General features: G+C 71.1%; 28 protein-coding genes and 2 pseudogenes. 20 read left to right on the top strand and 10 right to left on the bottom strand.

The genetic code is table 11. From position 1 onward, the window contains the following. Positions 1 to 219: 219 nt before the first annotated feature. The 3 genes from ACFY8O_RS12640 to ACFY8O_RS12630 all read right to left on the bottom strand — a co-directional run bounded on the left by ACFY8O_RS12640 (position 220) and on the right by ACFY8O_RS12630 (position 4,293). Positions 220 to 2,049 carry an FUSC family protein gene (locus tag ACFY8O_RS12640; RefSeq protein ID WP_387901194.1) on the bottom strand — a complete coding sequence of 610 codons (1,830 nt, stop codon included), beginning with the start codon at positions 2,047 to 2,049 and terminating at the stop codon, positions 220 to 222. A 142-nt stretch (positions 2,050 to 2,191) separates the two neighbouring features. Next, on the bottom strand, positions 2,192 to 3,886 hold the full coding sequence (locus ACFY8O_RS12635) for a sigma-70 family RNA polymerase sigma factor (protein WP_387901191.1): 1,695 nt from the start codon (positions 3,884 to 3,886) through the stop codon (positions 2,192 to 2,194). Positions 3,887 to 4,098: 212 nt separating this feature from the next. Further along, positions 4,099 to 4,293, bottom strand: coding sequence for an antitoxin (locus ACFY8O_RS12630; protein ID WP_145812100.1), 195 nt, complete (start codon positions 4,291 to 4,293; stop codon positions 4,099 to 4,101). A gap of 308 nt (positions 4,294 to 4,601) precedes the next feature. Between ACFY8O_RS12630 and ACFY8O_RS12625 the strand changes: the two genes are divergently transcribed. Then, entirely contained in the window at positions 4,602 to 5,405 is an 804-nt protein-coding gene (locus tag ACFY8O_RS12625; protein WP_387901187.1) for an SAM-dependent methyltransferase, read from the top strand. A 34-nt stretch (positions 5,406 to 5,439) separates the two neighbouring features. Further along, positions 5,440 to 6,729 carry an FAD-binding protein gene (locus ACFY8O_RS12620; protein WP_387901184.1) on the top strand — a complete coding sequence of 430 codons (1,290 nt, stop codon included), beginning with the start codon at positions 5,440 to 5,442 and terminating at the stop codon, positions 6,727 to 6,729. 12 nt (positions 6,730 to 6,741) lie between these two features. Here the strand turns inward: ACFY8O_RS12620 and ACFY8O_RS12615 are convergent, their stop codons facing one another. The 3 genes from ACFY8O_RS12615 to ACFY8O_RS12605 all read right to left on the bottom strand — a co-directional run bounded on the left by ACFY8O_RS12615 (position 6,742) and on the right by ACFY8O_RS12605 (position 9,188). Next, a complete protein-coding gene (locus ACFY8O_RS12615) occupies positions 6,742 to 7,725 on the bottom strand; it encodes an MASE1 domain-containing protein (RefSeq protein ID WP_387901181.1) in 984 nt (327 codons plus the stop codon). A 55-nt stretch (positions 7,726 to 7,780) separates the two neighbouring features. Continuing rightward, complete coding sequence (locus ACFY8O_RS12610; protein ID WP_387901178.1) at positions 7,781 to 8,620, bottom strand: PP2C family protein-serine/threonine phosphatase; 840 nt, start codon at positions 8,618 to 8,620, stop codon at positions 7,781 to 7,783. An 88-nt stretch (positions 8,621 to 8,708) separates the two neighbouring features. Next, positions 8,709 to 9,188 carry a MarR family winged helix-turn-helix transcriptional regulator gene (locus ACFY8O_RS12605; protein ID WP_145812110.1) on the bottom strand — a complete coding sequence of 160 codons (480 nt, stop codon included), beginning with the start codon at positions 9,186 to 9,188 and terminating at the stop codon, positions 8,709 to 8,711. Between the two features lie 109 nt (positions 9,189 to 9,297). Between ACFY8O_RS12605 and ACFY8O_RS12600 the strand changes: the two genes are divergently transcribed. The 3 genes from ACFY8O_RS12600 (at position 9,298) to ACFY8O_RS12590 (ending at position 10,838) form a co-directional block, all read left to right on the top strand. Continuing rightward, complete coding sequence (locus tag ACFY8O_RS12600) at positions 9,298 to 9,708, top strand: organic hydroperoxide resistance protein (protein ID WP_145812112.1); 411 nt, start codon at positions 9,298 to 9,300, stop codon at positions 9,706 to 9,708. Positions 9,709 to 9,952: 244 nt separating this feature from the next. Next, a complete protein-coding gene (locus tag ACFY8O_RS12595; RefSeq protein WP_167526276.1) occupies positions 9,953 to 10,114 on the top strand; it encodes a hypothetical protein in 162 nt (53 codons plus the stop codon). A gap of 73 nt (positions 10,115 to 10,187) precedes the next feature. Next, a complete protein-coding gene (locus ACFY8O_RS12590; RefSeq protein ID WP_387901174.1) occupies positions 10,188 to 10,838 on the top strand; it encodes an SGNH/GDSL hydrolase family protein in 651 nt (216 codons plus the stop codon). A gap of 23 nt (positions 10,839 to 10,861) precedes the next feature. Here the strand turns inward: ACFY8O_RS12590 and ACFY8O_RS12585 are convergent. Next, a pseudogene (locus ACFY8O_RS12585) lies at positions 10,862 to 11,347 on the bottom strand (ATP-binding protein); the annotation flags it as partial. 206 nt (positions 11,348 to 11,553) lie between these two features. On the opposite strand from ACFY8O_RS12585, the gene ACFY8O_RS12580 reads away from it, so the two are divergent. Both ACFY8O_RS12580 and ACFY8O_RS12575 read left to right on the top strand, forming a co-directional pair. Further along, positions 11,554 to 11,790, top strand: a complete 237-nt coding sequence (locus tag ACFY8O_RS12580) for a DUF397 domain-containing protein (protein ID WP_145812116.1) — start codon at positions 11,554 to 11,556, stop codon at positions 11,788 to 11,790. A gap of 107 nt (positions 11,791 to 11,897) precedes the next feature. Beyond that, a complete protein-coding gene (locus tag ACFY8O_RS12575; protein WP_387901170.1) occupies positions 11,898 to 12,806 on the top strand; it encodes a helix-turn-helix domain-containing protein in 909 nt (302 codons plus the stop codon). Between the two features lie 95 nt (positions 12,807 to 12,901). Here ACFY8O_RS12575 and ACFY8O_RS12570 read toward each other — a convergent pair whose 3' ends face one another. Continuing rightward, positions 12,902 to 13,717, bottom strand: a complete 816-nt coding sequence (locus tag ACFY8O_RS12570; RefSeq protein ID WP_145812119.1) for an SAM-dependent methyltransferase — start codon at positions 13,715 to 13,717, stop codon at positions 12,902 to 12,904. A 406-nt stretch (positions 13,718 to 14,123) separates the two neighbouring features. On the opposite strand from ACFY8O_RS12570, the gene hemC reads away from it, so the two are divergent. Both hemC and ACFY8O_RS12560 read left to right on the top strand, forming a co-directional pair. Then, complete coding sequence (hemC, locus tag ACFY8O_RS12565) at positions 14,124 to 15,059, top strand: hydroxymethylbilane synthase (protein ID WP_145812121.1); 936 nt, start codon at positions 14,124 to 14,126, stop codon at positions 15,057 to 15,059. Between the two features lie 88 nt (positions 15,060 to 15,147). Further along, positions 15,148 to 15,534, top strand: a complete 387-nt coding sequence (locus ACFY8O_RS12560) for a VOC family protein (protein WP_387901166.1) — start codon at positions 15,148 to 15,150, stop codon at positions 15,532 to 15,534. A gap of 306 nt (positions 15,535 to 15,840) precedes the next feature. On the opposite strand, the gene ACFY8O_RS12555 is transcribed toward ACFY8O_RS12560, so the two are convergent. Next, positions 15,841 to 16,911, bottom strand: a complete 1,071-nt coding sequence (locus ACFY8O_RS12555; RefSeq protein ID WP_387901163.1) for a YncE family protein — start codon at positions 16,909 to 16,911, stop codon at positions 15,841 to 15,843. A 310-nt stretch (positions 16,912 to 17,221) separates the two neighbouring features. Here ACFY8O_RS12555 and ACFY8O_RS12550 point away from each other — a divergent pair, with 310 nt between their 5' ends. From ACFY8O_RS12550 to ACFY8O_RS12530, 5 genes are all read left to right on the top strand, one after another. Then, on the top strand, positions 17,222 to 17,755 hold the full coding sequence (locus tag ACFY8O_RS12550) for a kinase (protein WP_387902516.1): 534 nt from the start codon (positions 17,222 to 17,224) through the stop codon (positions 17,753 to 17,755). Positions 17,756 to 17,828: 73 nt separating this feature from the next. Next, positions 17,829 to 18,056, top strand: coding sequence for a hypothetical protein (locus ACFY8O_RS12545; RefSeq protein WP_387901160.1), 228 nt, complete (start codon positions 17,829 to 17,831; stop codon positions 18,054 to 18,056). A 342-nt stretch (positions 18,057 to 18,398) separates the two neighbouring features. Beyond that, positions 18,399 to 19,079: a hypothetical protein gene (locus tag ACFY8O_RS12540; protein WP_387901158.1), complete on the top strand. Its 681-nt coding sequence runs from the start codon at positions 18,399 to 18,401 to the stop codon at positions 19,077 to 19,079. Continuing rightward, on the top strand, positions 19,076 to 19,255 hold the full coding sequence (locus ACFY8O_RS12535; RefSeq protein ID WP_387901155.1) for a hypothetical protein: 180 nt from the start codon (positions 19,076 to 19,078) through the stop codon (positions 19,253 to 19,255). Before ACFY8O_RS12540 ends, ACFY8O_RS12535 begins: the two co-directional genes overlap by 4 nt. A 43-nt stretch (positions 19,256 to 19,298) precedes the next feature. After that, on the top strand, positions 19,299 to 19,613 hold the full coding sequence (locus tag ACFY8O_RS12530; protein ID WP_387901152.1) for a hypothetical protein: 315 nt from the start codon (positions 19,299 to 19,301) through the stop codon (positions 19,611 to 19,613). A 101-nt stretch (positions 19,614 to 19,714) separates the two neighbouring features. Here ACFY8O_RS12530 and ACFY8O_RS12525 read toward each other — a convergent pair whose 3' ends face one another. Further along, positions 19,715 to 20,131 (bottom strand): thiol-disulfide oxidoreductase DCC family protein, encoded by a 417-nt coding sequence (locus tag ACFY8O_RS12525; RefSeq protein WP_145812128.1) that lies wholly within the window; start codon positions 20,129 to 20,131, stop codon positions 19,715 to 19,717. A 264-nt stretch (positions 20,132 to 20,395) separates the two neighbouring features. Here ACFY8O_RS12525 and ACFY8O_RS12520 point away from each other — a divergent pair, with 264 nt between their 5' ends. From ACFY8O_RS12520 to ACFY8O_RS12495, 6 genes and pseudogenes are all read left to right on the top strand, one after another. Further along, the gene (locus tag ACFY8O_RS12520) at positions 20,396 to 20,950 is read left to right on the top strand and encodes a tellurite resistance TerB family protein (RefSeq protein WP_387901149.1); all 555 of its coding nucleotides are present in this window, start codon (positions 20,396 to 20,398) and stop codon (positions 20,948 to 20,950) included. 258 nt (positions 20,951 to 21,208) lie between these two features. Continuing rightward, entirely contained in the window at positions 21,209 to 21,847 is a 639-nt protein-coding gene (locus ACFY8O_RS12515; RefSeq protein ID WP_387901147.1) for a LysE family translocator, read from the top strand. Positions 21,848 to 22,144: 297 nt separating this feature from the next. Next, positions 22,145 to 22,654 carry a hypothetical protein gene (locus tag ACFY8O_RS12510; protein ID WP_387901145.1) on the top strand — a complete coding sequence of 170 codons (510 nt, stop codon included), beginning with the start codon at positions 22,145 to 22,147 and terminating at the stop codon, positions 22,652 to 22,654. A 591-nt stretch (positions 22,655 to 23,245) separates the two neighbouring features. Then, positions 23,246 to 24,492, top strand: a pseudogene (locus tag ACFY8O_RS12505) (amidohydrolase). Between the two features lie 165 nt (positions 24,493 to 24,657). Beyond that, positions 24,658 to 25,773, top strand: coding sequence for an AI-2E family transporter (locus ACFY8O_RS12500; RefSeq protein ID WP_387901142.1), 1,116 nt, complete (start codon positions 24,658 to 24,660; stop codon positions 25,771 to 25,773). A 189-nt stretch (positions 25,774 to 25,962) separates the two neighbouring features. Further along, a complete protein-coding gene (locus ACFY8O_RS12495; protein ID WP_356741308.1) occupies positions 25,963 to 26,133 on the top strand; it encodes a hypothetical protein in 171 nt (56 codons plus the stop codon). The last annotated feature ends 474 nt before the right edge of the window (positions 26,134 to 26,607 follow it).

Genomic DNA, 26,607 nt, shown 5'->3' with positions numbered 1-26,607 from the left:
CGTGGGGGGTGGGGGGGGGGGGGGGGGGGGGGGGGGGGGGGGGGGGGGGCCCCGGGGCCGCCCCCCCCCCGGGGGGGCCCCCCCCCCCGGGGGGGCGCCCCGGCGGGGGGCGGGGCCCCCCCACGCCCGCGTCACGCACGGCGAACGCCTGTACGCCTGATGCGTACACCCCCACGGCCCGCGCTCCGGCCCGGAGGCCGGCAGGGCCCCGGGCCACGGTCACCGAGCCGGCGCCGCGCACGCCCGGTCGAGCTCGGCCAGATGCGTAGCGAGCAGCTCGGCGTGGGACGGGGGGAGTTCCGCCGAAGGGTGCACCAGCTGCACGGCACAGGCCGTCGTCGTGTCGATGAGCCGTTCCAGGGCCGCCGTCACACCGTCGGAGCCGGCGGAGTGCCGTGCCACCGGCGGGAGCTCGGCCGCCGACAGGTCGACGGCCGCACGAGCCGCCGCCAGCGAACGGTAGGCCTCGCGGCGCAGCGCCCCTCGCTCGGCGTCGTCGTCCGGGCCGTGCAGGACGTGCCCGACATAGCGGTGCGCCGCCCCCACCGCCGTGTCGAGCGCGGCCCGCACGTGGTGACCGCGCCGCCCCGGCAGCGGCAGATGCCCGACGAGCAGTACGGTCGCGCAGGCGAGGAGGGATTCCACCACGCGGCTCCCGGAGGCGGCGGGCTCACCGCCCAGCATGACGAGCGACAGCACGAGCACGGTGACCACCGCCGTCTGGACGGCGAAGTGGCGGGTGGCGACCGGCAGGAGCGCACCGCTGAGGACCACGGCCGCGAAGAGCGGCCACGGTCCTGGTGCCGCCAGGGCCAGGACCCCGAACCCCGCGGCGCCCACGACGGTGCCCACGGCGCGGCACATCACCCGCGAGGCGAGGGGGCCGAGGTCGGGCTTGACCAGGAAGACGGTCGTGGCGGGCAGCCAGTACCAGTGGTGGTGGTGCAGCCACTGCGCGAGCACCGTACTCGTCGCGCAGCACAGGGCGACCCGCAGCCCGTACTCACGCCCCGCGGCACTCCATGCTCGGCGCGGCGCCGAGGCGGACGCGCGTTTCCCGCGGGTGCGCAGCGGCACGCCGGGGGGCCGGTCGAAGACCGACGCGGCCCGCAGCAGAGCGTCGTCCAGTGCCCGCAGCCCCGCATCCGTCCGTGCCGGAGCCGGCAGCACACCGCAGGGCTCACCGGTGCGTACGGCCGCGGCGAGCCTGGCGGGCCCTTCGGCGATCCGAGCCGGCAGCGGATCCCCTGCCCAGGCCAGGGCGGTCGCGGCCTCCGCCAGGGGGAACGCCGCCGCGTATCGGGCGTGCAGCCGGCGCTCGGCCCCGGAACTCGCGTAGCGCCGCAGGCGAGGTCCCGCCAGGGCGTCCTGCGCCTGGTCGAGTGCGGCGCTCAACGCCGCACGCTCCGCGCGGGCGTGCGGGCCACCGGTCGCCCGCAGGAGCCGCGCCACCGCCTCGTACACGGCGGCGACGGCCTGCCGTTCCCCGTCGAGCCGGTACGGCCCGCCGCCGGTCCTGGCTTCGGACGGCAGGAGCAGCCGGAGCAGCAGCAGCCAGCCCGCCCCGGCCAGGAACAGCAGCGCACGCACCGGTCCGGGCTCGGGGAGAGGCATTCCGGCGCCTATCACGACCGCGACCATCACCTGCGTTCCGCACGCGGACGCGACGGGTCCCGTGGAGCTGACCGCTCCGGCGACCAGGCCCAACAGCCCGAACACCAGGGGCAGGACGACCAGCGATCGGCCCTCGCCCACGGCGGAGGCGACGACGGTGCCGAGCAGGAGCCCGGCCGCGCCCGCCAGCGCGGGCACCCCCAGCCGGGTGACCGCCGCGCGGCGGCTTCCGGGCCGGTCGTTGATGCCCGCGAGCATGGCCCCGAGCGCTGCCGGAACTCCGGCGGTCGGCTGGCCCGCCAGCACCGACACGAGCAGCGGCAGGGCGGCCAGCGCGCCGCGCAGCACGGCGTTCCACGGGATCGGCCCGGGCTGGGCCCGCAGTACGTGGGCGAGCCACGGGGGGATCCGGGTGGCGAGACGAGGGGTGTGCACGAGGCTCCTGTCCGCGAGGAGGAAACGTCATTTCGCCGGCGGACATCTTCGGCCTGGGCACGGACCCAGCGTAGATCCTTCGGGTGGATCGAGCGCTACCGGCGCGTTTCCGGCGTGTGACGGCCGGCCGGAGCGCCGGACGTCATAGGGCTGCGGCGAAATTCTGCGTCCACACCGGCCCGCTCGCCGAATCCTCCCGGCCGATCCCGATCTCCTTGAAGGCGCAGTTGAGGATGTTGGCGCGGTGTCCCTCGCTGTTCATCCAGGAGTCCATCACCGACTCGGCCGTCTTCTGGCCCTTCGCGATGTTCTCGCCGTACGTGCTCCAGCGATAGCCCGCGGCGGTGATACGCGCCCCTGGATCGGTGCCGTCCGGTGAGGTGTGGGAGAAGTAGTTCCGCGCCACCATGTCGGCGGAGTGACGCGAGGCCGCGTTCGTCAGGCGGCTGTTGCCGCTCACGGCCGAGCAACCCGCCTTCGCGCGCTCGGTGTTGACAAGCGCGACCACTTCTTCGGTGACCGAAGGGGCGGACGGGGGCTTCGGAGCAGCGGCCGGCTCGGAGGACGGTGTGCGCGGCTTCGGTGCCTTCTCGGGGGTCGCCGAAGCCGTCCGGCTCCGGGACGGGGAGGGCGACGCCGTGTGCGACGGAGTCGGTGAGGCCGAAGAGGGCGTGGGGGAGGGAGAAGGGGAGGCGGAGCGGGCCTGCGGCGTCGTCTCGGTGGCTGACGGACCCGCGAGGGGCTCGATCGCCGTTGCCGCGCCGTCGTCCCCGTCGTCGGTGTAGAGGTGGACGGCGGCTCCACCGCCGCCCAGGGTCGCGACCGCCACAAGACCGGCCAGGACCGTGGTGCGCCGGCGGCGCCGTACGCCGTCCCGCCGGCGCTCCGCACGACCGGGACCGGACACGGATGCGCCACCCTGCGGGAATACGGCCGGTACGGGCACGGTTGTCGGCCCACCGGCGGAGTAGGCCTCAGCGCCGGACATGAACCCCTCGGCGGGGTAGGGCTCGGAGCCGGACACGAGGCCACCGGGAGGCATCGGCCGTACCGCGGACATCAGCCCTCCGAGGGAGGCGGCCACCGGAACCAGGGCGAGCCCCACGAGGAGGCCCTCCGCCGGGACCAGCCCGGAACGGTGCCCCGAGCACACCGTGCACTCACGGGCATGCCGCGCCAGGCGCTTGCGCCACAGGGCGGACGGCACTCCGTCCCACCCCGCCGTCAGGTCCTCGAGCAGGACGCACCCAGGCTCCGCCGCCAGCGCGCGCACCACCACCCGTGCGGCTTCCAGCCGTTCCTTCATACGCTGCACGCGTACCGCGGTGTGCTGGGGGGACAACTCCAGTGCGGTCGCCATCTCGGCCCGGGACAGCTCCCCGGCGGTCTCCAGCCACCACAGCGACACCAGCGTGCGGTCGTCGTCGTCCAGCCACCTGGTCGCCTCGGCGGCCTCGCGGCGTTGCCCGGTCAGGCCGAGTCGGACGATGGTCAGCCCGACGAAGTCTGCAGCCGGGTCGACGACGTCGTAGGTGTCACCCATCGGATCCGCCGTGATGTCCCCGCTCGCGCGGCGGCGCAGATGCCCGCGTATCTCGTTCATGGTGATGGCCACGAACCAGGAACGGAAGCTCTTGGGCGTGCGGAGCGAGGGGAGGCCGCGGAGCATGCGCAGCACGCTCTCCTGGACCACGTCGTCGACATCGGCGTGGCCGTTGAGCGCCCGGCCGACGATGTTGTAGACGAGCGGCAGGCAGGACGCGACAAGCCGGTCCTGCGCCTCGGGGTCGCCCTTCTGCGCGGCCTTGATCAACGCCGTCTCGCGTGCCTCGCCCATGCTCTGCTCACTCTTCCGGGGTCCTGTTCCGTCACTTCCCACACTCGGGAGACGCTGTGCGGCGGGGACGATAACAGGAATCCGGTCAGGTGCTCGATATCCGCTCCCGGCGGAACGCACCGGACGCCGGAGCCGACGGCGGGAGTGAGAGCCGCCGCGGGTCCGGCGCACCGGAAGAAGGGCGACGCCGGACCGGCCGGCGCCGCCCTGTGTCAGGAGCGGGGCGGGTTGTCCGGGTCGCGGTCCGAGCCGAACTGCTGCTTGAGCTTGTCCTGGCCGGTGTCGACGTGCTTGCTGTACTTGCCCTGGGTCCGGTCGTCGACCATGTCACCCGCCTTGTCGACGCCCTTGCCGGCCTGGTCCTCGTGGCCCTTGAGCATCTTCTTGATCTTGTCCATCGCGGACATGCCAGATCCTCCTCGCTCGGCTTCCCCCCACGCATCAAGCCTCACCGCACATCGCCGGGTCCGCATCCGCGACAGGCGCCGGAGCGACCCGAGGGGGCCCCGACGTGTGAACAGCGGCTGGCTGGGCAGATACCGGGTGACCAGGGAGGTGGTGGCCGTGGGCCGCATCCAGATCGTCCGCCGACCGCAGCCCCCCACGGGGCCGCCCCCGCTGGACCTGAGAACCCCGTCCGGCCGGCCCCTGCCGTACTGAGGCCTGACGCCCACGCGGCTTCGACGTCGTGTGGGCGCAGAGGTGCGAGGCCGACATGAGCGATCACCGGCAACCACCGGGAGACAGGTTGCGCCCGGACGTGCCGCACTCCGCGCGCGTGTGGAACTACCTCCTCGGAGGCAAGGACAACTACCCAGCCGACGCCGAGGCGGGGGAGACCATTCTCACGGCGTTCCCCGACATCGCGGGCATCGCACGTGATCAGAGGGCCTTCCTCGCACGGGCCGTCGCCCATCTGACGGCCTACGCCGGAATCCGTCAGTTCCTGGACATCGGCACCGGGCTCCCCACGGCCGACAACACGCACGAGGTCGCCCAGCGGCTGGCCCCGGAGGCGCGGATCGTCTACGTCGACAACGACCCGCTCGTCCTGACGCACGCCCGGGCCCTCCTCACGAGCACCCCGGAAGGCGCCTGTGCGTACATCGACGCGGATGTCCGCGACACCGGCCTGATCCTCGACGAGGCCTCCCGCACCCTGGATCTCGGCCAGCCGGTCGGTCTCACCCTGCTCGGCATCATGGGCCAGCTGCCCGACAGCGACGATCCGTGGGCCGTGGTGGCCCGTCTGATCGCCGCACTTCCGGCCGGAAGCCATCTGGTCCTGGCCGACGGCACGGACACGAGCGAGACGCTGAACCACGCGATCGCGGCGTACAACGCGCACTCCGCGAACTCCTACCACCTGCGGAGCCCGGCGCGGATCGCCCGGTTCTTCGACGGACTGGAGCTGGTCGAACCGGGCGTGGTCAGGACGGCGCACTGGCGTCCGGACCTCGGCAGTGCTCAGGAGAAACCGCCCAGTCACGCGGTCAGCGGCGTGGGCCGCAAGGCCTGAGGCCGTCGGCGGGCGGGCGGTAAGCTCCGTAGGCATGATCGATCATTCCGCGCAGGCCCGGTCCGCCCGTCGTACGAACTGGGCGGGCAACATCACCTTCGGCGCGCAGCAGATACACACGCCGGCATCGGTGGCGGAGCTCCAGGACGTGGTGGCCGCGGGGACGGCCGTGCGGGCGCTGGGCACCGGCCACTCCTTCAACACCGTCGCCGACACCAGCGGCTCCCTCGTGTCCGTCGCGGGCCTGCCGCGCACGATCGAGATCGATCAGGAAGCCCGTACGGCGACGGTGAGCGCGGGCCTGCGCTTCGGTGAGCTCACGGACACCCTGCACCGCAGCGGATTCGCCCTGCACAATCTGGGCTCCCTGCCCCACATCTCCGTCGCGGGCGCCTGCGCCACCGGCACGCACGGTTCGGGAGTGGGCAACCTCTGCCTGGCCGGCGCGGTCAGTGCCCTGGAGCTCGTCACCGCGGACGGCAGGCTGGTGACCCTGCGGCGGGGAGAGCCCGGCTTCGCCGGCGCGGTGGTCTCCCTGGGTGCCCTGGGAGTGGTGACCCGCCTCACCCTGGACCTCGTACCCGCTTTCGACGTCCAGCAGTGGGTGTACGAGGCCTTCCCCCAGGACCGGCTGCTCGACCGGTTCGACCAGGTGATGTCCGAGGCATACAGCGTGAGCCTGTTCACCGGATGGCACGGCGGCGCCCTCGACCAGGTGTGGCTGAAGCACCGTGTCACGGAGGACGGACCCCGCACCGCACCCGACCGGTGGCACGGCGCGAAGCTCGCCACGGGGCCCAGGCATCCGGTCCCCGGGATGGCCGCCGAGCACTGCACGCAGCAGCAGGGGGTCCCCGGCCCCTGGCACGCCCGGCTGCCCCACTTCCGGCTCGAATTCACCCCGAGCAACGGGGAGGAGCTGCAGTCGGAGTACTTCGTCGCCCGGCACGACGCCGTGGCGGCCTACGAGGCTCTGGACCGCGTCCGGGAGCGCTTCTCCCCGCTGCTGCAGATCGGCGAGATCCGTACGGTCGCCGAGGACGAGCTGTGGCTCAGCCCGGCGCAGGGCCGGGACTCCGTGGCCTTCCACTTCACCTGGGTTCCCGACAGCGCGGCGGTCACCCCCGCGCTCGGAGCCATCGAGGACGCCCTCGCCCCGTTCGCCGCTAGGCCGCACTGGGGCAAGGTGTTCACCACGGAACCCGGGACGCTTCGCGAGCTCTACCCGCACCACGACGCCTTCGACGGGCTGGCGGCCCGGTTCGACCCGGCCGGGAAGTTCCGCAACGCCTTCCTGGCGCACCACTTCCCCCGCGACTCCTGAGCCGCGCCGCTGTCAGACCGCTCCGCGGCCCGACGGGTCCGGTCCCGCCGGCGGGCGCGGCGCAAGTTCCTCCACGAGAGCGGCCAGCTCCTCGCACGCGACCTCCGTCTCGTGACGGATGTTGTTGTGCTCGGTCACGATCGCCGCCAGCAGGAGAGCGGTAAGGGCGACGCAGCCGTTGAGGACGCTCAGGTTGAGCATGACCTGGAGCACGGAGTGGTCCTCGAACGGACCGACACCGTCCGTTCCGGCGACGATCGCCATGACGGACATCAGGAGGGCGCACGGCGCGCTCCCGGCCAGCTGGAAGCGGAGGGCTGCCCACACCAGCACCGGGAAGACCAGGTAGATCATGGACAGCGAACTCCGGGTGGCGACGGTCGTCACCCCCACGGCGACGACCGCCAGCGCCATCGTCTCCGTCCAGCGGTCGTCCAGCCGCGGCATCCGCACTCTGCGCAGGACGAGCAGGAGCGGTGTGACCATGAGGACGCCCATGGCGTCGCCCGCCCACCACGCCGACCAGACCTGCCAGAACTGGCCCGCGGGCAGAGAGCCGCTCAGGAACTGGACGCCGGCGCCCGAGGTGGCGCTGATCATCATGCCTCCCATCGCCCCGAGGAAGACCAGGGCGAGCCCGTCCCGCAGGCGGTTCAGTTCCGTGCGGAAGCCGACGACGCGCAGCGCGAGGTAGGAGCACAGCGGCGCCAGGGCGCTGCCCGTCGCGACGGCCACGCCCCAGAAGGTCAGGCTGTCGCTCAGGGACATGACCGTGAGCAGGGAGCCCAGCGCGACACCCGGCCAGATCCGGGCACCCAGGTAGAGCATGGACGCGAGGGCGATGCCCGACGGTGGCCACAGTGGCGTGACGACCGAGCTCTGGACCGCCACCTGTCTGAGCAGACCGAGCTGCCCGGACCCGAAATAGGCAGCGGCGATGACCAGCATCTGCCCGGCCAGCACGGCTCGACGTCTGTGTACCTCACTGCGGATCACGCACCTCATCAGACACCGCTGACGGCGGCGGGCTCCGGTGACACGCGCGGCGGCCCTACGTCATCCCCGGGCCCGCAGCGTTGGCGTCGTGGCGCAGCACGAGGACGGCAGCGTCGTCCTCGTGGCCCGTGAAGACCGCCGCGTGGAGCACCCGGTCGGCCAGTTCCTCCGCGTCGGCTCCGGCGTGGGCGCTCACCAGCCGCCTGATTCGTTCGAGTCCGTCGTCGATCGACAGGGAGGGCCCTTCTATGACCCCGTCGGTGAGGAGCACGAAGGCGCCCTCCACCCCCAGGTCGCGCCGGGTGACGGGGTAGGGCTGGCGGAGGGCGATACCCAGGGGCAGGCCGCCGGCGTCCGCCGTGATGCCCGAGCGGCCGTCCGTCGTCGCCCACACGCAGGCGACATGGCCCGCGCGAGCGCTCCGCAGTTCCCGGGTCCCCGGATCCAGACGCAGGAAGGAACAGGTCGCGAAGAGGCTGGAGTCCATCGAGAGGATCAGGTCGTTCGTGCGGCTCAGGACCTCGCCCGGGTCGGCGGCCGTACTGGCGATGGCGCGCATGGCGATGCGGATCTGCCCCATGAAGGCCGCGGCCTCGACGTCATGGCCCTGGACGTCACCGATGGCGAGGCCGAGCGCACCGTCCGGCAGCAGGAACCCGTCGTACCAGTCGCCGCCGATGTCCAGCCCGTCGCGTGCGGGAGCGTACCGGGCGGCGGTCTGGAGCCCCGGCAGGGCGGGCAGCGCCGCAGGCAGCATCTTGCGCTGCAGGGCCTGCGCCAGTTCGACGCGTGCCTGGTGCAACTCCACTTCCTGCCTGGCACGGGCAGTCAGGTGCTGCAGTGTGCTGAGCAGGTCCTCGGCGCTCGCCGACCGGGGAGTTCGACGCCGGTTCATGGGCCGCTCCGCGTTGCGATAGTCCCTGCATCCTATTTCGGGGGTGAGGCTCCTGCGAGCGCTGGGCCGCCGCCGGCGGACGGCAGGTTCAGCCGGCGCGTCCGAGGGACGCGGTGAGCCGCCCCAGCGTCTCCTGCAGGGCGAGCACCTCCTCCACCGACAGTCCGGTGGCCCTGAGGATCGCCCGGGGCACGGGAAGGGCACGTGTGCGCAGCTCCGCTCCGGCCCCGGTGAGCCGGACCGTCACCGACCGCTCGTCCTCAGGGCTGCGCTCGCGCGCCACAAGACCGGCCGACTCCAGTCTCTTCAGGAGCGGGGACAGCGTGCCGGAGTCCAGGTGCAGCAGCTCGCCGATCGACTTGACCGGCAGCGGCCCGTGCTCCCAGAGCACCATCATCGCGAGGTACTGCGGATAGGTGAGCCCCAGATCCTTGAGCGCTTCCCTGTAGACGCCGCCGAAGGCACGCGAGGCCGCCTGGAGGGAGAAGCAGACCTGATGGTCCAGCCGGAGGAGCTCGGTGTCCGGCAGGTCCGACAGGCCGGGGACGGGGGTGGGTGGTGGCGTCATGGGTCCAGGGTAGCGTGCCGAGCGTGATTGAGTTGTGCGCGATTCAATTGTGTGCAACTCTTTGGTGGTGGCCGGCCCGCGGTCACCGCCGTACGAGATGAGGACACCCATGGACGCGCTGTACACCGCCGCCGCCACCGCGAACGGACGTGAGGGCCGGGCTGTGAGTTCGGACGGCCGGCTCGACCTGGCACTCGCCCTGCCGCCGGCCCTCGGGGGCAACGGCGAGGGCACCAACCCGGAGCAGCTGTTCGCCGCCGGGTACGCCGCGTGCTTCGCCAGTGCGATGAGCTCGGTCGGCCGTGAGATGAAGATCGACACCAAGGACGTCGCCGTGACCGCCGAGGTCTCCATCGGCAAGGACGACACCGGCTTCGGCCTCGCCGTCGTCATGCGGGTCGAGCTGCCCGAAGCCCTCGAGGGTGAGACCGGGCGCAAGCTGGTCGAGGCCACGCACGCCTACTGCCCCTACTCCAAGGCCACGCGTGGCAACATCGAGGTCGAGCTCGTCATCGAGTAGTCCGTGATTTCCGGTTTCCCGTCCGCCGTCCGGGGGAGGCGGCCCTCCGGACGGCGGGAGCCTGGCTCCGGGATGGCTTCGAACACCTGCTTCTCTGACCGGGGCGGCCCGTCCTCACAGGGGACGGCCCGAGGGCCCCGGCCTGCTTTCCCGGGTCCGCCGGGAGACGGCCGGAGGCGAGCGCGTACACTCGGCTCCCGTTTCCGCTGATTGGCGGGCATAACCGATCGTTAGGCAGTTTCACGTGAGTTCCGCAGACACATCCGACGCGCCGATCTACGCCGGTCTGGTGGAGGAGCAGGGCGATGTTCCGGCCGAGGTGCGGCGCATCGCCGAGGAGACCCTGCTGGAGGTGGAGAGCGCGCTCGACTTCAGCGCGGTGCGCGCCTCGGCCGGCATCCGCTAGGGGATCATGCCGGGGCGCAGTGGGCAGGATCATTCCGGCGCCCACTGACCCCTCACCCCGTACGGAGCACCGCGTGACCGTCAGCCTGCACCCCTCAGCCACCGTCCTCTTCCAAGGGGACAGCATCACCGACGTGGGCAGGCTCGTGGAGCCGGACAAACCGCTCGGCAACGGTTACGTGCGGATCGCGGCCGATCTGCTGCGTGCCGCGCGACCCGGCTGTGGCATCACGTTCGTGAACCGGGGCGTCGGCGGCGACCGCGTGGCGGACCTGCGGGCCCGGTGGCGTGAGGACGCCGACGGCTTCCGGCCGGACGTCGTGTCCATCCTGATCGGCGTCAACGACACCTGGCGCCGTTACGACTCCGGGGAGGTCACCCCGGTGCGGGCCTTCGAGGCCGACTACCGCGCCATCCTCGGGCAGGTGCGGGAAGGCCCGGACGCCCAGCTGATCCTCATCGAGCCCTTCCTCGTCCCCGTGACGGACGAGCAGTGGGCCTGGCGTGAGGACCTCGACCCCAGGATTCAGGCGGTCCGCAGGCTGGCCGAGGAGTTCGACGCCACGCTGCTGGCGGCGGACGGGCTGCTGAACCAGGCCGCACGGGCCGCCGGCGGCGCCGAACACATCGCCGGCGACGGGGTCCACCCGACGCCGTACGGGCACACGCTGCTCGCGGAGGCCTGGGTGGCGCTGGTGGAGGGCGGGGAGCCGTCCGGCTCCTGAGCGACCGCAATCCTGGCCCAGACGGTCTTTCCCGCCGTGGTGGGCCGGGACCACCCCCACGCGCAGCTCAGCGCGTCGATGATGCTCAGGCCCCTGCCCCGTTCGAGGGACTCGTCAGCGGTGCGGAGCACGGGGACGGCGGGGCTCGGGTCGTTCACCGCGCAGACGAGTGTGCCGTCCTGGCGTGCGAGGCCGAGCCGCGCGGAGGGAGCGCCGGCGCGCTCCCCGGCGAGCCGCAGCCCGTGGCAGACGGCGTTGCTCATCAACTCGCCCGCCACCAGCGCGACATCGTCCGCGCAGTACCTCAACCCCCAGCGCTCGAGCGCCTCGCGTACGAACTCGCGCGCCTGCCGCAGGCTCTCCGGGCCGGGTCCCAGCCCGCGCGTGGTGAAACCCGGGTCCGCGATGCCGAGATCCCGCGCCAGCTCCTCGTGCGGGTCCGGAGCGATCGGCGCCCCGCCGGGCGGGTCGGCCGCTGCTCCGTCACATGATGTGTTCTCCGCGTGCATGAGCGCTGATCATCCTCCGCAGAATTGCCGGTCGATGGTGCCGAGAGGGTCGGACGTCCCCTAGTATCCTCGCCGACCGTCCACCCGGTGCAATTGCATCAGAAATTGCACCCCGGGGTGTGAGCAGCGGACAACTGTTCACCGCGAGACGGATCCTGGCCGCGCACCAGGGCGGCCCGCATCCAACCCGAAAAGGAATCGTTCGCATGCAGCACATCGACAACGGTGTCCCCGCCAACTCCCTCACGGGCGTGGAGTGGAAGAAGAGCCGTCACAGCAACCCCAGCGGCAACTGTGTGGAGATGGCGCTCCTGCCCGGCGGAGGAGTGGCCGTCCGTAATTCCCGGCACCCCGACGGCCCCGCCCTCGTGTACACCCACGACGAGGTACGTGCCTTCCTCGCGGGCGTCAGGGACGGTGAATTCGACGCCATGGCCGGCTGAGATCCGCAAGCGAAAGGCTGAATCGGTACGGCATTCATCTACCGGCGGGACCTCTCGGGGCTCCTGATGGCACACTGGCGTCACGACGCCCGTCCTCAGGAGTCCGCATGCCCGGAACCGAACCGCTCCCGCCGTTACGGAAGCAGGCGCTCGCCCCGGTCGCGGGGGCAAGTCCCACCGCCCTGCGTATCGTTCTGGGCGCACAGCTGCGGCGGATGCGCGGGGAGGCGGGACTGACCCCCGAGGCCGCCGCTTCCCGGATCCGGTGCTCCACCGCGAAGATCAGCAGGATGGAGACCGGGCACTCTCCGTGCAAGGAGCGCGACGCCGTCGATCTGCTCGCCCTCTACGGGGTCACCGACCCTGGCCGGACGGCCGAGTTCGTCGACCTCGTCCGCAGGGCGGGGCAGCGCGGCTGGTGGCGCAACTACGCCGACGTGCTGCCGGACTGGTTCGAGCCACTCGTGGGCCTGGAGGAGGCGGCGGCGTCGATCCGCACCTACGAGGGACACTACATCCCCGGGTTGCTCCAGACGGCCGACTACGCCTACGCGGTGGTGCGTTCCGGCCATGCTCTCGAATCGGAGGAGGTCACCCGGCGACGGGTCGAACTGCGCCTCAAGCGGCAGGAATTGCTCCGCCGCCCCGACGCCCCCAAGCTCTGGGTGCTGCTCGACGAGGCCGTACTGCTGCGCCCGACGGGCGGCGCCGACGTGATGCGCGAGCAGCTCGCCCATCTGCTGGACATGACGGAACAGCCGCATGTGATCGTGCAGGTGGCGCCCTTCGACGTGACCGCCCACACCTCTCCCGGCAACGGCATCACCTACCTGCGGTTCGCGATGGAAGGGCTTCCCGATGTCGCGTACATCGAGCACCTGACCAACGCCACCTCCGTGAACAAGCAGGAGAGCACGGACGAGTACCGCTGGATCCTGGACTCCCTCAGCGCACAGTCCCCGTCTCCGGTGGAGAGCAGGGACCTGCTGAGGCAGGCGCTCGCTCGCTACAGCTGAGAGGCGGGCCGCTCGGCGACGTCTTCCGTGCCGGGCGACCCGCACACTCCGCACGCACGGGTGCTACCGCTGGGCGACCACCCCGGCGGGCGCCCTCACCACTTGCGGGCGACGCCGCCGTACTCGATCCACTCCTGGGTCTCCTGCTTCGGTGCCAGATCGGAATCCGGCCGCCAGGTGGACACCTCCACCAGGCCGGGCTCCAGGACGTCGAGGCCGTCGAGGAAGTCGCGTACGTCGTCCTGCCGTCGCACCCGCCCCCACCGGTTGCCCGTGCTCTTCGCCATGAAGTCCGTGACGAAGTCGCGGGTCGCGGCGTCCTCGCTCACGAGCTGGCACACGACGAGGAAACTACCGGGGGCCAGCCGGTCCGCCACCCTGCGCACCAGGCCCGCGGGGTCGTCCTCGTCGGGGATGCAGTGCAGGACGGACACGAACAGTGCGGCCACCGGCTCGTCGAGATCGATGAGCCGTCGCACTTCCGGGTGACCGAGAATCCCGTCGGTGTCCCGCATGTCCGCCTGGATGACCGCGGTCCGGTCGTTCTCCTCGAGTATCGCCTTTCCGTGGGCCAGGACGATCGGGTCGTTGTCTATGTAGACCACCCGGGAGGCGGGGTCCACCGCCTGGGCGACCTGATGCACGTTGTCCTGGGTCGGCAGGCCGGACCCGTGGTCGACGAACTGGCGGATCCCGTACTCGGAGGCCAGGTGATGCACCACCCGCCGCAGGAACCGGCGGTTGTTCACGGCCAGGACCTTGGTGCTCGGTACGACCTCCAGCAGCTGCTCGCACGCGACCCGGTCGGCAGGATAGTTGTCCTTGCCGCCCAGGTAGTAGTCGTACATCCGCGCGACGCTCGGAACGTTCACATCGATATTCTTCGGAATGGAGGTGTCCCCGTTGCTCATCCAGTCCCTCGCGGTTCTGAGAGAAGAAGTCCGTGTCGGTGTGGGGGTCATGCTAAGGATCTCGGGGCGTGGCTGACAGCCCTCGGGGGAGTGGGGAGAGGTGTGTGACGTCTAATCAGCCAGGTGCGAACGATGCCGGACACCCGAAGTACCGACCATTCTCCGTCTGGCTCCGCCATATGCAGGCTCTCGTCGTCGTCGAACTGTCAATATGCCCTGGTGGAAAGCCATTTATCGCATGACAGCTTCATTCGGAATGTGCGCGCAGCCGGCATGAAGCGCCGTTTCGATGCGGCTTGAAATCGACGGTGCAACTCCGGGTGGTCACCCGCGGAGTCGCCCGAAAGTGAGGGATGGGCCGGCGTCGGACGTTCACCGCTCCGCTCCGGCGCACTATCGTGGGGCCATGTCCGCCCCTGAGCTGATCCGCATCGTCTCGCGTGACTCACCCATGGCCCTGGCCCAGGTCGAACGCGTCCGGGCCGAACTCGCCGCCCTGTACCCGAACACCGCCACCGAGGTCGTTCCCGTCAGGACCACGGGCGACAAGTGGCTGGGAGACCTCTCGAAGGTCGAAGGCAAGGGCGCCTTCACCAAGGAGGTCGACGCCGCTCTGCTCGCGGGCGAGGCCGACCTCGCCGTGCACTGCGTCAAGGACATCCCCGCCGACCGTCCGCTGCCCGCCGGCACGACCTTCGCCGCCTTCCTGGAGCGCGACGACATCCGCGACGCCCTCGTCCACCCGGACGGGCTCACCCTCGACCAGCTCCCCGAGGGCACACGCATCGGCACGTCCTCCGTGCGGCGGGTCGCGCAACTGGCCTCCTCCCATCCCCACGTGACGTGCATCCCGTTCCGGGGCAACGCCAACCGGCGTCTGGCGAAGCTGGCGGCGGGGGAAGCCGACGCGCTCCTCCTCGCCGTCGCCGGCCTCCACCGGATCGGCCGCCCCGACGTGATCAGTGAAACCCTCGGCCCCGAGACGATGTGCCCCCCGATCGGCGCCGGTGTCCTCGCGCTGCAATGCCGTGAGGGCGACACCGCCACCATCGACGCGGTCGGCGCGCTCAACCACCCCGGCACCTTCCGGGAGGTGACGGCGGAGCGCATGTTCCTGCACGTGCTCCAAGGGCACTGCAACTCCCCGATCGCCGGATATGCCACAGCCCATCGCAACGGGGACCTCTCGCTGCGTGCCTGCGTGTTCACCCCCGACGGCAAGACCGTCCTCAACGCACACGAGTGGGCGGGACCGCTGGACCCCGCCACCCTCGGTACGTCCGTGGCCGTCACCCTGCTGCGTCAGGGCGCCCGCGAACTGATCGACTCGATCGCGCACTGAGCCGCGCGATGCCGTCCAGCGGTTCCGCGGGGCCGCCGGCCGGAGCGGTTCCGCCCTGCGGTCGGCCCGCCCGCGTAGGGTCGTGACCATGGTGCATGTGCTGAGCAGCCGGGTACTGCTGAAGCCCCGTGACCCCCAGGCCTCGCGAGACTTCTACGGACGGACTCTCGGGCTGTCCGTCTACAGGGAGTTCGGGACGGGCCCCGAGCGGGGGACGGTCTACTTCCTCGGCGGAGGCTTCCTCGAAATCTCCGGACGTGCGGTCTCTCCGCCGGCCGACACGCTGCGCCTCTGGATGCAGATCGAGGACTGCGCGGCGGCCCACGAGGAGCTGTCGGAGCGGGGTGCGCGGATCCTCCGGCCACCCGTCCAGGAGCCGTGGGGGCTGATCGAGATGTGGATCGAGGATCCGGACGGCCATCGCATCGTTCTGACGGAGGTGCCCGCCGACCACCCGCTGCGCTACCGCCCCTGAGCGGCCGGGTACCGGGCCGAGACGTCACAGGGGCGGCCTGCGCGACCAGGGCGTCGCGGTGCTCGGTGTCCCGGGTGTGACGGCGTGGGAGAACGGCGAGCCCGACAGGGCCGGAATCCGGACCACGTCACCGCCCCCGCCCGGCCAGTCGCCGGCTTCGGGGCCGACGGACCCGCACGGGCTCGCGCCGGGACGGTCCCGGAGGAGGGTGGCACGGCTCCTTCCCCGCCGAATCCCGACCGTGGTGTCGCGGGAGAAGGCGTACGGCAACCGTGGCAGGGAGCGTGGCCCCACGACCGCCGGGCGTCAGCACCCCTTGTGTGCTCCGGATCGCAGACGTATCCGGGTCAGCCCGTCCTCGCCGGCGGGCCCGGAGGCGGACTTGTCCAGGACGTAGGCGGTCCTGTGCCCGGCTACCTTGACGTGGTTGGGATACGCGTTCGTGGCGACGGTCTCCACGACGCTCCCGGCCCGCGGATCGACGACCGAGACGCCGGCCGCCAGGCGGTTCACCACCAGGACGTTGCCCGAGCACGGCTCGGTCGCCACGGACTTCGCGCCTGCGCCCGTCGGCACGGACCGCCTGAGCGTGCCGCTCCTCAGATCGACCACCGACAGTGTGCCCGAGCCCTGATCGGCCGTGTAGGCGGTCCGTCCGTCCCGGGAGAGCGAGATCGACAGCGGTCCGGTGCCGGTGGGGAGGAGACGCGGGGCCGAGGAACCCGGCGCCAACTGGATGATCCGGCTGTTCGTGAAGTCGGCGGTGTAGACCGTCCCGGTCCGTTCGTCGAGCGCGAGCCCTGTGGGACCGCTTCCCTCGACCGTGACGCGCCTGATCTCCGCGAAGGTACGGCTGTCGAAGGCGACAAGTGAGCCGTCGCTGAAAGAGCTTGCCCACACGATGTCGCGCCGCTCGTCCACGACGACCTCACGGGAGTGGTTCACGTCGAGGCGGGTCGCGAGGTGCCTGCCGGTCCGCTGACTGTAGACGGCGACGGAGTTGTTACGGGTGTTGGTGACCCAGAGGGTGTTGTGCTCGTCGTCCACGTCGATGCCGTAGACGGCCTCGACCGTGCCGTCGGAAGGGGGCGTGTAGGCGGCCTCCACCTTCAGCGTGCCGGGGTCGATCCTGAGGAGCCGGGACCCGGTGGTCGGGGCCGGCGGCTGCCCCACGGAGGCGGTCGCCCACAGCACGTCGTTGCGCTCGGAGTAGGCCGACTGGTAGAGGCCCTGTGCGAGAGGAACCGTCGTCACGTGCGGGCTCACGGGGGCCCCGGTTCCCGCCGTGGCGGTACCGGCCGGCGCGAGTGTGCTGCATGCGACGAGTGCCACGGCCGTCGCGGCGACGCGGCGGACACGGCGGTTGAGCGAGGCCATGTGTGCTGTTCTCCCTGGGCGGGCGCCTCCTGCGAGGCACCCGCGGTATGCGGACGCGAGTCACCGCGCCCTTCGGTCGGGCGGCCGAGGCCCCGGAGCCGGGAGCGCGGAGTGACGTGCACTCAGCGCTCGCATGGCGTGCGGGACTCGGCGCCTCACGTGAAGTTAGGTAACCCTAAGCTAAGTTTTGACCCCAGGGCAACCGGCCTCGGGCCTGCGCAGGTGCTCTCGCCGCCCGGCTCGGAGCGCGCCGCGGGCCGCCTGGAACCGCAGACTCCGCGCAGGCCCGGCCGGTAGCCTGTCCGCCGTGATGACAGGTACTGAGGAGACCCGGCTCGTCATCCTGCGCGGCAACAGTGCCTCGGGTAAGTCCAGCGTGGCCGGCGGCCTCCGCGACTCCTTCGGCCGGGGCCTGGCCCTGGTCGCCCAGGACAACCTCCGCCGCGTCGTCCTGCGCGAACGGGACCGGCGGGGCGCCGCCAACATCGGCCTGATCGACATGACAGCCCGCTACGCCCTGGACGCCGGCTATCACGTCGTGGTCGAGGGCATCCTGTACGCCGACCACTACGGCGACATGCTCCTCCGGCTGCGCACCGACCATCGAGGCCCCACCCACGCCTACTACCTGGACGTGCCGTTCGAGCAGACCCTCACCCGGCACGCGACCAAACCGATCGCCCGCGAGTTCGGTGAGTCGCAGCTGCGCGACTGGTACCGCGAGCTCGACCTGCTGCCGGACGGCGTCGAGACGGTCATCGAGGCCGACAGCAGTCTCGCCTCGACCGTCGACCGCATCATGCGCGAGACCGGCCTGGCCACTCTCCCGGCCATGGAGCACTGACGCGGGCGGCTGCCGAGGGGGCGGGGTGCCACGTCGCCCGGGGAGGAACGGCCCGTCGTGATCTGATGGAGTGATGGTGCGTCGATGGACCGGGTTCGGTGCGTGGGTGGTGTGGTGGGCTGTCATCACCGCCGTGTTCTGGCTGCTGGGCGAGCCGGCAGGCCGGTCCTCAGGTCTCCGGGGGTGCGCGGTCACGGCGGCGTTCGTGATCGTGGTGGGTGAGTGCGGCGACCGCCTGCGGCGGCGCTGGGCGTCCAGGCGGCCCGGTGCCCGGGAAGGGGATCTGTCCGGCCGGCGGTGAGCGCTGCCGCTCGCCCGTGGGGATTGCCCGGGAGCGTTCGGACGCAGGGATCCGCACTGCGGGCGAGGGGGGCCTATCTCCGAACTCCCCTTGCCGCAAGAGCGGTTGCCCCGCCGGCCGGCCACGCCGTACGGTGCTCACGCCGGTGCTCACATCGATGGGGGAGCGGGGCGTTCGATGGCGGCGGACCCCGCGAGACGTGGGCCGGTCGCACCAGCGGGGGCCGGAGGGCACGTACGCCTCGGCGCTTTCGTCCGCCACGCCCGCTGTGACACGCGGCGGCGACAGTTGTCGAGGGGGCGCCACGGGTGCCGTACCTGCCCAGCAGAAGGAGTACCTGCGGTGAGCGATGTGATGACCATGCGGGCCGTGCCTGACAGGAGCCCCGAGGGAGCCCCGGCGCCGGTCACGCACGTGATCGATGTCGCCGGAGGGCCGGGCCCGGGCCAGGTGTTCGCCTATGTGGAGCGCGAGCTTCCGGCTGGCGGCGTACCCGCGTACCGCGCCGCCCGCAGCAGCGGTGCTCGCTCCTTCGTCCTGTGGGCCGACCCGGACCGGCGGGAACAGCTGGCCCGTGTGGTGACCGTGTCGGCCGACGGCGGTGTGGCTGCGTTTCAGGTGCTCGGCGCCCACGGCGAACTGCTCGGTACGGTCGTGCGCGAGAAGGCGCTCCGGGGCAAGGGCTGGCGTACCCGCTGGACGGTGGTGCCGCCGGGCGGCCCTGAAGCGGTGGGTTTCAAGGGCCGGATCGGCTGGTGGTGCATGTGGTGGTTGTTGCTGCCCCTGCAAATGTTCATCCTCGTCTTCACCGTTCTCGACGGCACGCCCAACAACGAGGGCGGTGTGGCGCGCGGTCCCCGGCGCATCAGGTGGCGCGCGGGTGGGCAGCTGCCGCTGGAGTTCAGGTCCCGTGGCGACAGACTGCATCTGCACGCGCCGGGTTTCGACCGGCGGTTCGGGGCCGCGCTGATCGCGCTGCTGCGCAGCTTCAACACGGGTGCGTGGGACGACAGGAAGAAGTGATCGGTGTACGTTCCGTTCGTACGGCGACGCTCGGCGACCGCCCACGGTTCGAGCAGCGGGTGCTGCTCGCCGCCGGCACGGTCGGCAATATTGATCCCCGCACCCACGCACCCGGACCGGCCGAGCAGTGCACCGCCTACGGGGCGAGGGTGGTGTTCGCGGGCTGTGCACAGTAGAACTGGGGCCCATGTATGACCAACACCTCCTCACCCGGCCCGGATGCCAGGCCCGCCGGGGGTGTATCCGCCGGCGCGGGCCCGGGAGCTCAGCGGCGGCTACCGGCGGTGGGCCGGCATCCTCCTCTGGCTCGCGATCATCATCGCGGTCCTCGTGGTGGTCGCGTTCGCGGTGAGTCTCGTCCTCCTCGTGCAGGCGGACGCGGACTCCGGGAAGGCCGCCTACGGTTACCTCGCCATCGTCCTCTGGGTCGGTATCGCCGTGGCGCTCCCTGTCCTGCTGGCCGTCGGCATCCCCGGCGCGGTGATGACCCGGCGTGTGCGGCAGCAGAGGCGAGCGGGGATCGAGCGGCCGTAGCGCCTCACGCGTGCCGAACCGCGGCTGCCGAGACCGGCGTCACCACCTCGGTACGCAGCGGGCGGGACGGCGGGGGAGTCGTGCGGCGACGCCTCCGGCGCTCAGCGCTCGATGTCCGGTGAGGCTGCCGGGGGCCGGGGGCGGCGGTCCGGAGGCAGGCCACAGGCGGGTGTGCCGCCCGGCAGCCGTTCACGGTTGTCCGCCACGAGCCTGTAGATCCCGTGGGCGATCCAGCGGAGGGGCGGCAGGGTGAGCATGGCTCCCGCGACGCTCCAGCCCTTTCCCGCGCTCAGCAGCAGCTTGGCGACGGCCTGCGCACCACCGTGGACCGTCCCTGCCGGAGTGACCCACAGGACCTCGTGGACGGCCCGCTCCTGAGTCGTGCCCAAGGACTCCAGGTCGGCGAACTGCCAGGGAGTGATCTCGCAACGGGGCCGGACACGCCGTTCGGCGAAGATGACCGAGGACGTGCAGAAGGAGCAGTCCCCGTCGTAGACGAGTACGGGTCTGGTGCGCATGCTTCGATGATGCCGCACGTGACGGTCCCGCTCTGCCGGGTCGTAGGGGCCGGGCGGCCCGTGTCCCGCCGGAGGCGCGTGGGCTCACCTCCGAGGGCGGCAGTCCTCCTGTAGCGGCGCTGACCGGGAGAGCCCGCGCCCGCCGGTCCGGCGGACGATCGAAAGGTCGGCCACTTTGCGGAACCTTTACCCGTGCCAGGCCGTTTGCCAAGTGAGCCGACGGGCTCCTGATCGATCGTCCAGACGAAGACCGAGGTGACCTCAATGGCAGTGTGGGACCGGCTCAAGGATCAGGCCAGGACTCTCCAGCAGTCCCAGGGCGCGCGAGGATCGAGCGGCGTAGGCGGCGGGCACGGCTCGCAGGGGTCGAGCGGTGGCTCCCGTGCCCAGCTCGTCAGCACGCTGAAGTCTCAGCTCGCCTCGCTCAAGACGGAACTGAAGAGCGGCGCCTACCGGGACGCGAGCATGGCCATGTGCGCGCTGGTCGCGGCTGCGGACGGTCATGTGGACCCCGCCGAGCGCCAGCACGTGGAGTCGATGATCCTCGGCAACGAGGTGCTGCAGAACTTCCCGCCCGAGCAGTTGCGGCAGCGGTTCAGCAAGCACGTCGACCAGTTGACGTTCAACTTCCAGCAGGGCAAGTCCGACGCGATGCAGGAGATCGTGAAGACGGCGAAGAAGCCCACCGAGGCGCGTGCCGTCCTTCAGACCGGCATCGTCATCGCCGGCGCCGACGGCAACTTCTCCCAGGCCGAACACGCGATTCTTCTCGAAGCGTGCACGGCTCTGGGGCTGTCCCCGGCCGAATTCCAGCTCTGATCCGAGAGGGGCTGGGCGGCCCATCGTCACGCCGGGGCGCAGGCCGGGCATCACCGTCCCGGCCCCCGGCGTGCGGGGCGGCGGGAGCGTCAGACAGTGGTGTTCCGGTGCAGGGCACGGGGGCCCGGCCGAGCACCTGACCTCGCCAAGGGTGCCTTCGCGCGGTGGTCGAGCTCCCAGCTTCAGGGGCCCGGGGGCGGCTGGTGCCTCCGGATAAAGAGGCTGAGCGGCCGATGTCCCCCGTGCTTTCATGGGCGCATGGTCTCGGCTGAGCGCCTGCTCGCCTTCGCGGCTATGTCGTTCCTCATCATCGTGGTTCCCGGTCCCAGCGTGTTGTTCGTGATCGGACGAGCCCTGGCACAAGGGCGCCGTGCCGCGCTCACCACGGTCGTCGGGAACACGCTCGGCGCTTACGTGCTCATCGTGGCCGTCGCGCTCGGTGTCGGATCGATCGTGGAGCGGTCGGTCCTCGTCTTCACCCTGCTCAAACTCGCCGGCGCCGCCTACCTCGTGTACCTGGGCGTCAAGGCGTGGCGGCAGCGCGGCTCTCTGCGGACCGCGTTCACCGCGGAGAAGTCCACGCAGGGCGGCCTGCGCACCCTGGGGGAAGGCTTCGCGGTCGGTGTGGCCAACCCGAAGACCCTCGTGTTCTTCGCCGCGGTCCTGCCACAGTTCGTCGACCGAACCCAAGGGCACGTCGTGGTGCAGATGCTCGCCCTGGGGCTGGTCTTCACCCTCATCGCAGTGGTCTGCGACAGCGTGTGGGGCCTTCTCGCGGCAACAGGGCGCGACTGGTTCGCCCGCTCGCCCCGGCGGCTCTCCCTGGTCGGAGGCGTCGGCGGGCTGACGATGATCGGCCTCGGTGTCACGGTGGCGGTGACGGGCCGCAAGGAATGACGGGGCGAGGTGCTTTCCCGGGAGGAGTGTGGTCAGTCGCCCTGCCCACGGGGGGCCGCTCCGTCGCCTGCCCAGGATCGCCTGACTGCCGCCGCGCGCCGTGCCGCAGGGGGGACAGGGGTGCGCCCCCGAGGCCGCCGACGCGGTGCGCGCGTACGCCGCCAGGACCCGTGCGAACGCCGACCGTCTTGCCGCCCCTCGAGGACATCGCCGCCAACGGCCTGCCCGCCCTCGACGATATCGGTTGCCACCGGAGCCCCGAATACCGCCGATCATCGGTTCTGGAATCATTCGCGCATGGAATTCGAACTCACGCCGCCCACCGGTCTCGGCGCCCTGGTCATCGGCATGCCCCGCGAGGCGGCAGAGCAAGCGCTCGCCTCGTTCCGCGACCCCTCAGCGATCTCGGAATCAGATCAACTGGGCAGGTTCGTCTTCCGGCCAAGTGGCCTGATGGTCAGCATTCACTGCTCGCGCGGCAAGCTCGAAGCAATCGAGCTGGGCCGACCCGCCAGCGGCCAGGACATCGTCCGGTTCCGCGGCCTCGACGTCTTCGGTCTGCCCGCTGCCGAGGTGGTCACCCAACTGCGAGGGCTCGCCACAATCACCGAGGCCGAGGACGACCCGGCCTCCTTCATCGCACCAGACCTCCTTCTCAGCTTCTGGCGCCCCTTCGAAGCGGACGACGAACCCGACGAAGAACAGGGCTACTACTTCAGCTCGGTCCTCCTGGCTCGCCCCGGCTACTACGACACACCGGCTGAAGCCGCTGCCAGACTCCGCGCAGCTGGAGACCAGGAGCCGTGACCTGACGAGTTCGGCTGGTGACGATCAACCCGTTACCAGCACCTATCAGAGTGGAAGGGCCTCATCAACCACGGTCTTCAGGTCTGCCGGCAGATCCGGTGAGTCCCGCCAGTTCTGGGCGATCAGCAAAAGCGCGACCCATGCGTCACGCGCCTCGGCGCTCGACTGCCCGGAAAAAAACCGCGTCCAGCACCCGCCTGGCGAGACCGTCGACAACCTCATACAGGGCAGTCGAGACCTTGCTCACGTCATCCAGAGGCGAGCCCGCAACGTGAGACGGTGCACCGTCGAGCCGGATGGTAACTGAGGCAGCCGAGTACGTCCTTCCATGAAGGAAGTCACGAAGGCTGCCAACTTGATGAAGAGACGGCAAAAGTGGCTGATCAGGACTCTGAGACACCCCGTCACCCTATTTGGAGCGGGACCGAAAGATCATGGTGATCGCGTACATCGAGGCCTGAAGGCACTCCCGTGCTCGCGGCGGCCCGCACGGCCCCGCATCGGCGGCGGCGGTCTGGCCGCGTGCACCGTCGCTCCGGCCGGTAGCCTCGGCAGGAGCAGGTAGCACGTGAGTGACCGGACGGAGGCAGCATGACCGACAGCGCCCATGTCGTGCTGGAGGGCCTCGACAGCATCCGGTCCGACATCGAGGACGTCTACAAGGACCTCCACCGCCACCCCGAGCTGGGTCTGCAGGAGCACCGTACGGCGAAGAAGGCCGCCGACGCCCTGCGCGGTCTCGGCTACGAGGTCGTCGACGGGATCGGCGGCACCGGTGTGATCGGCACCTTGGTCAACGGCGAGGGCCCCACCGTCATGGTCCGGGCCGACATGGACGCCCTCCCGGTGCTGGAGCGGACGGGCCTGCCCTATGCCTCCACCGGGACCGTGACCGGGAGCGACGGCACCGAGCAGCCCGTCATGCACGCCTGCGGGCACATGCACGTCGCCACGCTGATCGGCTGCGCACGCCTGCTGGCCGAGTCCCGGGATGCGTGGAGGGGCACTTTCGTCGCCCTGTTCCAGCCCTCCGAGGAGCGGGGGACGGCGCGGACGCCATGCTCGCGGACGGCTTGACCTCCAAGGCACCCCACCCCGATGTGGTGCTCGCCCAGCACGTGCTGCCCTACCCGGCGGGTTACGTGGGTACCCGCGCCGGATCCTTCCTGTCGGCGGCGGACAGCCTGCGGATCACCGTCCACGGCAGGGGCGGGCACGGTTCGATGCCGCAGGTGGCGGTGGACCCGGTGGTCCTGGCAGCGATGATCGTCGTACGCCTCCAGACCGTCGTCTCCCGGGAGGTGGCTGCGCTGACCCCCGCCGTGGTCACGGTGGGGAGCATCCACGCGGGCACCGACCCCAACATCATTCCGGACCGCGCGGTCATCCAGCTCAACGTGCGGACGTACGACGACGATGCGCGCTCCCGGGTACTGGCGGCCGTCGAGCGGATCGTGACGGCCGAGTGCCAGGCGTCCGGTACCCCGGTGCCGCCCGAGATCGAGAAGATCACCTCGTTCCCCCCGACGGTCAACGACGATGCGGTGACTCGGCGGGTCGCGGAGGCGTTCGCCGGGTACTTCGGCGATGACGCGCACACCGTCGACGTGCAGACCGCCAGCGAGGACATGAGCAAGATCCCCGGCGCGTTCGGCGTCCCGTTCACGTACTGGGGGATCGGCGGCTCCGACCCCGCGCTCTTCGCGACGGCCGACGGCGTTCCCGTGGGACACGTCCCGGTCAACCACAGTCCCCACTTCGCCCCCGTGATCCAGCCCACCCTCGACACCGATGTGCGCGCCCTCGTGGTCGCGTCACTCGCCTGGCTCGCGGACTGACCGCCCGCACGGCCGGCGACCTCGCCACGGCTGACCACCGGTGGGGCCCGGCGACGGTCCGCGGCGGGAGGCGTTCTTGCTTCCGCTGGGCCCTGGACGCCACGGCTGTGCGGGGTGGGGTGGGAGTGGTCAAAGGGCCGGACGGCGGCTAATAGGGTGACCCGCATGTCTGTCACGTTGAGTTCCACCAAAACCCGTGCCGCTCTGCGCACTTCGGCGCGCGTCTCGGGTGAGTTGATCCTGGTCCTGGCCATGGCCGCGGTCGCGCTGTGGGTCCTGGGCCGCATGTGGTCGGTCGTGTGGCCCCTCATAGTCGGCCTGTTGCTCACCACGCTGACCTGGCCTTCAGCCCGGTTCCTCCGTAGACGAGGGTGCCCACCGGCTCTCGCGGCGTCGCTCGTGACGGTGCTGTTCCTTCTCGTCGCCGTGGGCGTCGTCGCCCTGATCGCCGTACCGGTGGCCTCCCAGTCCGGGGAACTGGCGGACGGCGTGGTGGAAGGCATCCAGAGGCTGCGTGAGTGGGCCTCCGGACCGCCGCTCAACATCGGCGACGACCAGATCACCGGTGCGTTCGACTCCGCCACCGCCCGCATCCAGGACAGTGTCGGCAGCATGGTCACCACCGTCTTCACCGGGGTGAGCACCGTCGTCGACGGTGTGGTCACCGCAGTCCTCGCGGTGTTCCTGATGTTCTTCATGCTCAAGGACGGCGCCCGGTTCCTTCCCTGGCTCGGACGCCAGCTCCCCGGCCGCCTCGCCACCGACGTGCCGACCGTCGCCGCGCGCGGTTGGACGACGCTGTGCGAGTTCGTGCGCTCGCAGGCGTACGTCGGACTGCTCGACGCCGTCCTCATCGGCCTGGGCCTGTGGATCGTCGGCGTCCCGCTGGTACTCCCGTTGGCGGTCCTGACGTTCGTGTCCGCCTTCGTGCCGATCGTGGGAGCCCTCTTCGCGGGATTCGTCGCCGTGCTCATCGCCCTGGTGTCCAACGGCGTGACGGACGCGCTGATCGTCCTGGCCATCATCCTGGTGGTGCAGCAGCTGGAGGGCAACGTCTTCCAGCCCATGATCCAGAGCCGTGGGCTCGGTCTGCACGCCGCAGTGGTGCTCCTGGCGGTGACGCTGGGCGGCAGCCTCGCCGGCATCGTGGGCAGCCTCCTCGCCGTCCCCGTCGCCGCGCTGATCGCGGTGGTCTGGAACTACGTGCGCGAGCAACTCAGCGATCCGCTCCCGGAGCCCGAGAGCCAGACGACACCGAGTGGCACTGTCGCCGCGTCGTAATGGTGAGCGCCGCCCGGCCCGTCCCACGGGCCGGGCGGCGCCGCGTCGTCCTCGGCGGCCGTGCTCCCGCGCCGATCGCCGTGCGCCACCCCGTACGAGGGGTTCCCGGGGTGGATCCGGCTGCGCATCCCGTAGGTCTGAATCACGGACATGGGGGAACGCGTGTTCCAACAAACAAAGGAGCCGGTCATGTTGGGAATCGCCGCAGCCGTACTGTTCTTCATCGCTTTCCTGATCAACGCCGCAGACATAACGACCAATGACGTCTTCAGCTCGGTGAACGTCATGCTGATCGGGCTGGGCCTGCTGGCCCTGCACGTCGCGGGGATCGGCCATGGACGGCGGACCGGTCGACGGTGAGGGCCCGCCGAGAGGTGGCCAGGCGCCTGTCGCGGTCGAAGAGACCGCGGCAGGCGCTTCGCGTGCGACGCCCGCCCCGGTGTCCGCCCGGCTGGGCCGGCGCGACCCGCCCCCGTCCGTGCCGGACAGGCCCGGGACGCCGTGGCAGACGGACGGCCCGTCCTGTCGGACCTGCCGCCCGTCGCCCGGCCATGGCATCGACGCCCCGCGCTCCGTTCGATCACTCGTACGCCCGGTTCGCGTCGTTGCCGGGCTCCCGGTCGCCGACGGACCACGCCACACCTCGTCCACCGGCAACGGTCGCCGAGCGTGAGCTTCGGTGGCCGGGGGCAACGGCACAACGGCGTTGTCGAGCCCGAGCCGCACGCCGAACCCGGTCAAAGAGCGTTTTGTCCTGGCAGGAGTGTTTGGCAACGCAGTGCTGCCGTGGATGATTGCGGGGTGTTGGTCCAAGTGGAAGCGGTGGGGCAGGTC

This window comes from Streptomyces argenteolus, from assembly GCF_042902585.1.
GTDB lineage: Bacteria > Actinomycetota > Actinomycetes > Streptomycetales > Streptomycetaceae > Streptomyces > Streptomyces argenteolus.
This window is presented reverse-complemented; position numbering and strand designations above follow the sequence as displayed.